The 4,210-nt window shown below is 74.1% G+C and carries 3 protein-coding genes; all 3 read left to right on the top strand.

What is annotated here, in order from left to right:
- Positions 1-1,312: helix-turn-helix transcriptional regulator (locus ABZ281_RS40245; RefSeq protein ID WP_356662934.1), on the top strand; the 1,312-nt coding region annotated here is incomplete at its 5' end.
- A 269-nt stretch (positions 1,313-1,581) separates the two neighbouring features.
- Positions 1,582-2,205: a toll/interleukin-1 receptor domain-containing protein gene (locus ABZ281_RS40240; RefSeq protein WP_356662933.1), complete on the top strand. Its 624-nt coding sequence runs from the start codon at positions 1,582-1,584 to the stop codon at positions 2,203-2,205.
- Positions 2,202-4,210 (top strand): hypothetical protein (locus ABZ281_RS40235; protein ID WP_356662932.1); only part of this gene is annotated, 2,009 nt, incomplete at its 3' end. The genes ABZ281_RS40240 and ABZ281_RS40235, both read left to right, overlap by 4 nt.

The raw sequence follows: 4,210 nt of genomic DNA, 5'->3' as shown, positions 1-4,210 counted from the left end.
GCCCCCGCGAAACCGCCCGGCAGGGCCGCAAGATCCCGGTCATCATGGACGCCAGCCCGTACTCGAATCCGGGAAATCGCTGACCGATATGGAACGGCTCGTCCATGCGACGAGGTCGCACCTGAGCAAGATCGAGCGGGGCCACCGCAACCCCAGCCTGGAACTGGCCCGCGCCTGCGACGCCAAACTGCGCGCCGACGGCGCTCTCCTCGCCCTGCTGCCCGCCGCGGCGCCGGCGCGTGAGGAGCGTCCCGCCTCGCACGGCGGCGACGGCGTGCCCTGGTCGCTGTGTGTGGCCGCCGACGGCGAGAGCACCTTCACCGCCAGCGACCCCGAGGCACTCGCGGACGGTCACGCCTCCGCCGTCGTGGCGCACTGGGCCATCACGCCGGGCTGCCGGGAAGCCGTATCGGTGGAGGCGTCGCTCCCCGTGTTCCACGCCGTGTTCGACGAGTACCGCCGGCTCGGCCAGTGCTCCGGGCCCGCCCTCGTGATCCCGCTGAGCAGCACGGCCACCGGGGCGCTGCGCGGTCTCGCCCACGGCGCCGCGCCCGCCGGCCGCGCCGCCGTGCTCCGACTCGCCGCGCGCTTCGCCGAGTACACGGGCTGGATGTGGCAGGAGGCGGGCGACGACCGGGCCGCCCGCTGGTGGACCGAGCAGGCCGCACAACTGGCCGCCTCGTGCGGCGATCACGAGATGGCCGCGTACACACTGCTGCGCCGGGCCGAACTCGCCCTCTACGCAGGGGACGCGCAGACCACCGTGGAACTGGCGGAGGCGGCAGGCCTGCAGGCCCGCGGCCTGCGCACCAGGGAACTGGCCGCGCAGCGGGAGGCCCAGGGGTACGCGCTCATGGGCAGCGAGACGCAGTGTCTGCGCGCCCTCGACCGGGGAGCCGGACTCGTGGACGCCGCCCGAACGCAGACGGACGAGGCCCCCGCCCTGGGCAGCACCCACCTCCCCGACCTCGCCGCCTTCGTCGCGGCCTGGTGCCTGCGGGAACTCGGCGAGTCCGAGGCCGCCGTCACCCTGCTCGAAGCGGGACAGGACACCATCGCCCCGCACGCCCTTCGGGCCCGTGCCCGGCACGGTGCCCGGCTGGCCCTCGCCCTCGCGGACGCCGACGAGGTAGACCGGGCCTGCGAGGTGGCCCGGTCCGTCGCCGGGGACGTGCGGACCACCGACTCCGCCACCGTACGGGCCGACTTGCGGCAACTGAGGTCGTCGCTGGCCACCCGGCGGAAACATCCCGCGGTTCGCGACATCCTGCCGGTCATCGCCGCGAGCCTGCGTGGGGCCCGGACGACCTGAGGCTCCCCGCACCACCGCGCCCGGGCCGCGACAGCCGCCCGGGCGGCCTCCGACGACCGCCCCGGTCGCCTGTGTCCTGTTGGCACCGGAAGTGTCAACAGGCAACGCGTTGACCATCCGTACGGCGGCTGAAAATGTCGGATTTACCCACCGTCGGCGCCGCGTCGACGGCCCTTCTCCAACTCGCCCGCGGAGCACCCGACTCCGGGCATCAGCCCAGCCCACCCGGGCCTGCCGGGCGTGCGCCCTCTCACGAAACGAGGAACAGCATGGCTCCCCGTGTCTTCGTCAACTTCCGTCGTGCCGACACCGGTACGGCCGGTCCACACCTCGACACAGCGCTCCGGGACGAGTTCGGCGAGCGGGAGGTCTTCCGGGACCAGCGGTCGATCGGCAAGGGCGCGCACTTCCCCGACGAGATCACGCGTGCCCTGCGCAAGTGCGACCTGCTGATTGCGGTCATGGGCCACCGCTGGGCGACGGCGACGGACGACGCCGGCCGCCGCTGCATCGACGACCCGGAGGACTGGGTCCGCAAGGAGATCGCCCTGGCGTTCGCCTGGGGCATCGACGTCCTCCCGGTCCTGGTCGACGGCGCGGACCTGCCGAACGTGGCCGAACTCCCGTCCGACATGCGCGACCTGAGCAGCCGCCAGTGCGTGTTCTTCCGGCCGCACCAGGAACACATCGACTTCCCGCCACTCTTCGAGGCGGTCCACAAGGCGGTTCCCGACCTGCGCCGCAGGCGCCCCCGCCGGCCCCAGGGCGAGAGCGGCGGAGCCACGTACAACATCGAGCGCTTCGACCACGGCTCGGCCAACTTCGGCGGCAACGGCAACACCAACAACACGTACAACTTCGGCCCCGAGGAAGACGACGAGGAACGCCCATGAGCACGACCGACGATGCCCCCGCGCCCGGCGCCCCGGCCCCGGAACCCGCCTCCGAGCCGAGATCGGACGCGCCGCCCCCCGGACCCGGGGAGCCGCCCGCCACGGACGCCACCGCGCCGGAGGACGCCGGTGAACCGGCCGGCGCCGGTCCGGACGACGACCGGCACGACGACGGCCAGGACGACGGGGGGCGGAGCGAGGACGAGCCCGGCGAGCAGGCCGACTCCCCGCCGGACGACGGCCGGTCCCGGAAATCCGGGCCGCCGCCGGGCGACGCCCAGGACCGCTTCCGGGCGGAGACCGTGTCCATCGCCACCTTCCACGAGGCGTTCAACAACGCCATGGCCTTCGGCGGCAACGCCTACACGCTGAACGTCGGTACGGCCAAGGGCGCCGAACTCCATCGCATACGCCTCGACGCCACGGAGACGGCACGGCTGCACCAGCTGCACCACCCCGTCCCGCACCAGGAGCAGATGGCCGAAACGCTGCGCGAGCACCACCTCGTCGCCCTGGTCGGGCGGTCGGGCAGCGGACGGGAGGACACGGGCACCTTCCTGCTGGCCGACCGGTGCGGCAGCGATCGGGTCTCCGTCCTGCACAGTGCCGACGCCGACCTGCTCCAGGCCCTGGTCGCACAGGGCCGGCGCTGCCTGAAACGCGGGGAGGGCGTCCTGGTCGGTCTGGGCGGCCGGCGACCCGGCAGGAGCACGCTCCAGGCGCTGAGCCTGCTCGCCCGTGCGCACGGGACGTACGTCGTCCTGGTCGTCGAGGACACCCGGACCGACGACCTCCCGACCCCCTACGCCGTCCGGCACCTGCGCCCCGAGCCGCGGCCGGTGCTGGACGCGCACCTGCGGTCCGCGCTGGAGGCGCACCGCGCCCGGTGCACCGACCGCGACCGCTGCGACCGGGCACGGCTGCGCCGGTTCGCGGACGGGGTGCTGGACGACGCACGGGTGGGCGCCAAGCTCGACGCCGCCCGCTCGATCGACTGGATCACGTCCTTCGCCCGGAACATCGCCGCGTGCCTGCACGGCACCGACGACGCCCTGGACGTCCTTCTCGACACCCCTCACGAGGACTTGCGGAGCCTCGCCAGACGGTTTCTGAAGCTGTCGGAGACGCAGGACACCGACGGGGAACCGTCCGCCTCGGAGGCCGAGACGCACCACCAGGCCGTGCGGATCTCCTACGTCCTCGGCCACGACCTGCCGCTGTCCGACGTCCTGCGGATGGGCACGCGGCTGAGCGCGGAGATGCTGCGCGCCGAGTACCGGGAGTCGGCGCCCGCCCGGCCCGTCTTCGAGCTGGACCTGGACCGGCTGGTCGCGCCGGGCATGGGCATCGCCGCCGAGGCCGGAGGCCACCTGTCCGACAACCCGCGCCGTGCCCGGCTCGCGGACCCGGATCTGATGCCGGCGGTCATCGAGGTGATCTGGCACGGATTCGGCTGGCTGCGCGACCCGCTGGTCGCGTGGCTGCGGGCCCTGGCCGACGACCGTCTGGAGCGGGTCGGCACCCGGGCCGCCGTGATCGTCGGCCATCTGCTCCGGCACGACTTCGACAGCGTGTACCGGGACGTGGTGAAGGACTGGGCGCGCAGCCCGTCGGTGCGCGACCGCCGCTACGCCGCCATGGCGCTGTCGGTGGCGATGGCCGCCGACGATCCCCGGATCACGGCCCAGGTCGCCCGTCAGGTGCGGGACTGGTCCGGCAGCCCCAGTCCGCAACTCCAGGACAGCGCCGCGCGGGCCTACGGGACGCAGGTGGGGACCCAGGACGTGCCGGGTACCCTGCGGGCCCTGCAAGGCCTGGGCGGCCGGCCCGCGCTCGACCCCTATGCGTCCGTCGCCTACTCGACCGCGGCGCTGTTCCTCGCCGAGGGCGGCGCGGCACCCGTCGCTGAGGCGCTCGGCCAGTGGATCCGAGCGGCCGACGGGGGCGCACGGGCGCCCTCTGGCTGCACGCCGCGGGCCTCGCCCGGCACGCCCACGTCCACGTC

The organism is Streptomyces sp. NPDC006265 (assembly GCF_040613555.1).
Taxonomy (GTDB): domain Bacteria; phylum Actinomycetota; class Actinomycetes; order Streptomycetales; family Streptomycetaceae; genus Streptomyces.
Note: the sequence above shows the minus strand (reverse complement) of the source record. Positions and strands in the feature narration are given on the sequence as shown.